Raw genomic sequence first — 4,932 nt, forward strand, 5'->3', positions numbered from 1 at the left:
TTGAAGCGCGGCGCGAGCCGGTGCACGGTCTCGATCGGGGTCAGGTGGGCGTCCATCGTGACGAAGTCGATCAGCGGCAGCATCCCCTGGCCGTCGTCGGCCTCGGCGCCGCAGGCGTCGAGCGCGAACTTGAAACCGTGTCCGGCCAGTTCGGCCATGCGCCCGAGCACCGCCGGCGTCGCCTTCATGCTGCCGACGATTTCGAGCACCACCTGCTCGCGCGGAAGGAACACGAAGATGTCGCTCATGAGCACGGCGGCGTCGACGATCACGAAGCCGGGCGAATCGCCGATCACGCGCTCGAGGCCGAGCTGGGCCACATGGGCGATCACGGCCGCTGTGGCCGAGAGGTCCGACTCGATCACGGGCGGACCGACCGGCGCGCTGCGGAACAGCAACTCGTAGCCATACAGGGCTTGCTTGCGGTCCATTATCGGCTGGCGGCCGAGGTAGAAATCGTGCACGCGCAAGTGGGGGGAGGCCGGTTCGGTGCTGCTTGGGTCATCCATGGTGTGAATTATTTCCGGTCGCCGGCCGCGGGCATGGACGCCGCGGTTCCGGGATTGACATTAGTCAATACTTTACCCGATTCCAGCCATAGCGGGGATGCGGGCAAACAATTTTAACTAAAAGTCATCCAAAAAACTTATACCAAGTCTGGCAGGGGCATGCCGTCGACAAACACCTTGAGCTCGCCCGGCGCGAACGCGGTCCAGTGCTCGTTGGTCGTGAGCGGCTCGGTCACGATCACGGCGACCCGGTCGCGCGGCGTGGTCAGCTGGGCGAAGTCGACGCTGACATCCTCGTCCGACAGGCTGGCCGTGAGGAAGGGATGCTGGCGCACCACGTAGCACAATTTGGTCGAGCAATGCGCGAACAGGGCGTTGCCGTCCGATAGCATCAGGTTGAAGGTGCCGTGGGCCGCGATCGCGCCGACCAGCTCGGCCAGGGCCGCGCGCAGCGGCGCCAGCGCCGGCGCGCCGTCGCCGAAGCGCAGGCGCAACTCCTGCAGCAGGAAGCAGAAGGCGCGCTCGCTGTCGGTCGAGCCGACCGGGCGGTAGGCGCCGTTCAGGGTCGGATTGAAATTTTTGAGGTCGCCGTTGTGGGCGAACACCCAGTAGCGGCCCCACAACTCGCGCACGAACGGATGGCAGTTCTCGAGCGCGACCTGGCCCTGGGTGGCCTTGCGGATGTGCGCGATCACATGGCGCGACTTGATCGGATAGCGCTTGATGAGCTCGGCCACGGGCGACGCGACCGCGGCCTGGTGGTCGACGAACAGGCGCACGCCGGCGCCCTCGAAAAAGGCGATGCCCCAGCCGTCGAGGTGGGAGTCGGTGCGGCCGCCGCGCTGGGCGAAGCCGGTAAAGCTGAAGACAATGTCGGTGGGGACATTGCAGTTCATTCCGAGGAGTTGGCACATGGCGACAGTTTACCATGCGCGGCGGGGCGGCGATCCCGGCGGAGCGCGCGCACCCCGCGCCGGGGCCGCTTTTAGCGCGGAGGGATGTCAGTGCAGCAGGACGGGTTGGCTCATGAGGACGTCGTAGGAGCCGAGGAAATCGTCGATCTCCTCCATGGTCGGTTCGCTCGCGATGAGGTTGTTGACCTCGCGCCTGAACGACTGGGCAAGCTTGCCGCCGATGAAGGCTTCGCGCCGGCCGGATTTGTCGACGATCTCGTAGCCGCCAAAGCGCAGCGCCTCGAGGTTGTGGTCGACGCCGAATTCGACGACGCTGTATTGCTCGCTGTTGTAAATCATGTTCATGGTCATTCCTTCGCTCGAGCAGACGGTTGTGGTGGAAAACCGCCGTGTTTCAGGGGGGCTGACTGTCCACTTTGTACCTTCACGCGCGTCGCCGCGCGCCGATGCGCACGTCGCTATCGAAGCCGGTGCCGACGTTGATGCGCACGTTTGCGCTCACATTGATGCGCACATTTGTGCTCACAACTACGAGGTGGGGCTGGCCGGCGCCATTTCAAGTGGAGACGTCCGGTGTCAGTTCCAACAGCTGATCGTATGGCGGTTCGCACAACCACGATCGCAACTGATCGAGGTGATCCCCCGGGGCGGGTCCGATGAACAGGCGGGCGGGCCGCTGGCGCAGAAGTCGATTCAATGTTACACGCAAAACGAGTTGGCCGGTGCAGCACAGGCAACCGGGCGCGATCCGGTGCACGGCGAGCAGGCCGGACGGGGCGAGGCAGGTGTCGCCCAGGGGCAGGCCCTCGAGGATGACGGCGTTGGCCACGCCGGGCGCGAGCAGGCGCGCGATGGCCGCCTCGCGCGCGCCGGCGGGGCCGGTCACGAGCGTGGTGGGCAGCCGCGGCGCGGCGCTCAATTGCTTTTTTTGGACAGCTTGCCCGGCTCGACGCCGAGCTGCTTGAGCTTGCGGTACAGGTGGGTGCGTTCGAGCCCGGTTTTTTCGGCCACGCGCGTCATGGAGCCGCCCTCGCGCCCGAGGTGGTGCTCGAAGTACATGCGCTCGAACGCGTCGCGCGCCTCGCGCAGCGGCAGGTCGAACGACAGGCTCATGCCCTGGCCGTCGCCGTCGGGCAAGACGCTGATGCGCGCGCCGCCCGGGGCCGCGCCCGGCTGCGGCGCCTGGGCGCTGAACATGCCGGCCGCGGCCAGGCTGTGCTCCTCGGCCTGGGGCGCCATGATCGGGCGCGCCGCGCTGAGCGCCGGGCGCACCGTCTCCTGGGCGCGCGTGAGGCCCTGCTGCACGGCCTTGAGCAGCTTTTGCAGCGCGATCGGTTTTTCGAGGAAGTTGAGGGCGCCGATGCGGGTCGCCTCGACCGCCGTGTCGATGGTGGCGTGGCCCGACATCATGATGACCGGCATGGTCAGCAAGCCGTCGCGCTGCCATTCCTTGAGCAGCGTGACGCCGTCGGTGTCCGGCATCCAGATATCGAGCAGCACCAGGTCGGGTGCGCCCGCGGCGCGCGCGTCGCGCGCCTGCTGGGCGTTTTCGGCCAGCTGGATCGCGTGGCCTTCGTCGCCCAGGATCTCCGAGAGTAGCTCGCGGATGCCCATTTCATCATCAACTACGAGAATGTTTGCCATCTAGTTTTGCCTTCCTGATTTCGCCCGCCCCCGGCACATGCCCTGCATGCCCGTCGGGGTCGATTTTGTTCTTGATCCGATTACCTGCGCCCGGTGGTCCCTAGGGAGCCGTTCGATGCACCGCCCCCAGGTCCGACTGGTTCGCCGCAGGCGCCAACTTTAACAGCAAAATCAAGACGGACGCGCCAGTTCCGTCCGTGCGGTTGCCGATCTCGATCCGGCCCCCGTGTTCGTCGATGATCTTTTTGACCATCGGCAGGCCGAGCCCGGTGCCGCGCGCCTTCGAGGTGACGTACGGCTCGAACGCGCGCGCCAGGATCTTGGGCGCGAATCCGGGCCCATTATCGACGATCGCCAGCCGCACCGCCGTTCCGGAGCCGCCACCGGCGCTCTGGTAGTGGATCGCCTCGGTGGTGACCTCGATGCGCCCGCGCGGCGCCCCCGGCGCCCGCCCCGCGGCGTGCTCCACCATCGCGTCCTGCGCGTTCTGCAGCAGGTTGTGCACCACCTGGCGCAACTGGGTCGGGTCGCCCATCACGGCCGGCATGCCCGGCGCCAGCGCAGCATGGATCATATCGCTTTCGTCGCCGGAAAGGTACAAATGCAGTATCTCGGATATCAGGCAATTGAGGTCGAGCGGCTGCAGCTGGGCCGGCGGCGCCTTGGCGTAGTCGCGGAAGTCGTCGACCATGCGCTTCATGGCGTCGACCTGGTTGACGATGGTGGCGGTGCTGCGGTTGAGCAGGTCGAGGTCGGCCGGGCCGAGGTGCTTGGCCAGCTTCATCTGCATCCGCTCGGCCGACAGCTGGATCGGGGTCAGCGGGTTCTTGATCTCGTGCGCCAGCCGCCGCGCCACCTCGCCCCAGGCGATCGAGCGCTGCGCCGAGATCACCTCGGAGATGTCGTCGAACACCACGATGAAGCCGCTGCCGACGCCGACCGGCAGGCGCGAGCCGCGCGCCAGCACCGTCAGGTCGTGTTCGACGGCGACGGCGGGGTCGGCCGCGCGCGCGATCTCGATCTCCTGCTGCCAGTGCACGCGCTGGCGCCCGCCCGCCGCCGACTGCGCGCTCTGGGTCGAGAACGCCTTGACCACGGCGTCCGAGAAGCGCTCGAGGCCGGCCACCCCGGTCAGCGGCCGGCCCACGTGGCCGGCCACGTCGTGCTGCAGGATGCGCGCCACCGCCTCGTTCGAATTGACGACGTTGAAGTCGGCGTCGAGCACGATCACCCCGGCCGACATGTTGGCCAGCACCGATTCGAGGTGGACCTTGGCGCTTTGCAGCGCCGCGCGGTTGCGCTCGACCGCGCTGCGCGCCTCGAACAGCTGGCCGGTCATGGTGTTGAACGACTGCGTCAGCGTGCCCAGCTCGTCCGAGGTGGCCACGATCGGGCGCGGCGACAGGTCGCCCTCGGCCACCGCGCGCGTGCCCTCGGCCAACACCAGCAGCGGCGCGGCCAGGTTGCCGGCGATCAGGAAGGCGCTGGCGACGGCCCCGAAGATGGCCAGCAGCAGGGTCAATGTCAGCGTTTCGATGTACATCTTGCGCAGGCCCTCGCGCGCGTCCTTGCGCTGCTGGTATTCGCTGTAGGCGGTGCGCAGCACCTCGCCGTTGGTGGCCAGGTTGACCGGCACCGACTGCAGCAGCTGCAGGTAGCGCGCCGGCCCGCCGGCCCCCGCCGGCAGCGCCACGATCACGCGCAGGCGCAGGCCGGTGGCGGCGTCGAGCGCGTTCTGGCCGGTCTCGATCCCGCCGGCCAGGGTGTCGCGCTCGAGCCCGCCCTCGGGCTTGGCGTAGCCGCCCGGCGCGCGCGCCTGCGCCAGCATCTCGGGCGTGGGCAGGTCGGCGCCGACGCCGGCCGGG

At 68.0% G+C, this 4,932-nt stretch carries 6 protein-coding genes; all 6 read right to left on the bottom strand.

The features are described from left to right. The coding region (locus tag C7C56_RS04375) for a YuxH family protein (protein ID WP_502506433.1) at positions 1–509 on the bottom strand (509 nt) is incomplete at its 3' end. Positions 510–646: 137 nt separating this feature from the next. Continuing rightward, positions 647–1,423, bottom strand: a complete 777-nt coding sequence (locus C7C56_RS04380; protein ID WP_106756270.1) for a class II glutamine amidotransferase — start codon at positions 1,421–1,423, stop codon at positions 647–649. 87 nt (positions 1,424–1,510) lie between these two features. Continuing rightward, on the bottom strand, positions 1,511–1,768 hold the full coding sequence (locus tag C7C56_RS04385; protein WP_106756274.1) for a BTH_I0359 family protein: 258 nt from the start codon (positions 1,766–1,768) through the stop codon (positions 1,511–1,513). Between the two features lie 211 nt (positions 1,769–1,979). Continuing rightward, positions 1,980–2,342 (bottom strand): GTPase, encoded by a 363-nt coding sequence (locus tag C7C56_RS04390; RefSeq protein ID WP_106756271.1) that lies wholly within the window; start codon positions 2,340–2,342, stop codon positions 1,980–1,982. Further along, the gene (locus tag C7C56_RS04395; protein ID WP_106756272.1) at positions 2,339–3,067 is read right to left on the bottom strand and encodes a response regulator; all 729 of its coding nucleotides are present in this window, start codon (positions 3,065–3,067) and stop codon (positions 2,339–2,341) included. The genes C7C56_RS04390 and C7C56_RS04395 overlap by 4 nt, the downstream gene beginning before the upstream one ends. 100 nt (positions 3,068–3,167) lie before the next feature. Beyond that, a partial coding sequence (locus C7C56_RS04400; protein ID WP_106756273.1) for a sensor histidine kinase occupies positions 3,168–4,932 on the bottom strand: 1,765 nt, incomplete at its 5' end.

The organism is Massilia glaciei (genome assembly GCF_003011895.2).
GTDB classification, from domain to species: Bacteria; Pseudomonadota; Gammaproteobacteria; order Burkholderiales; family Burkholderiaceae_D; genus Telluria_A; species Telluria_A glaciei.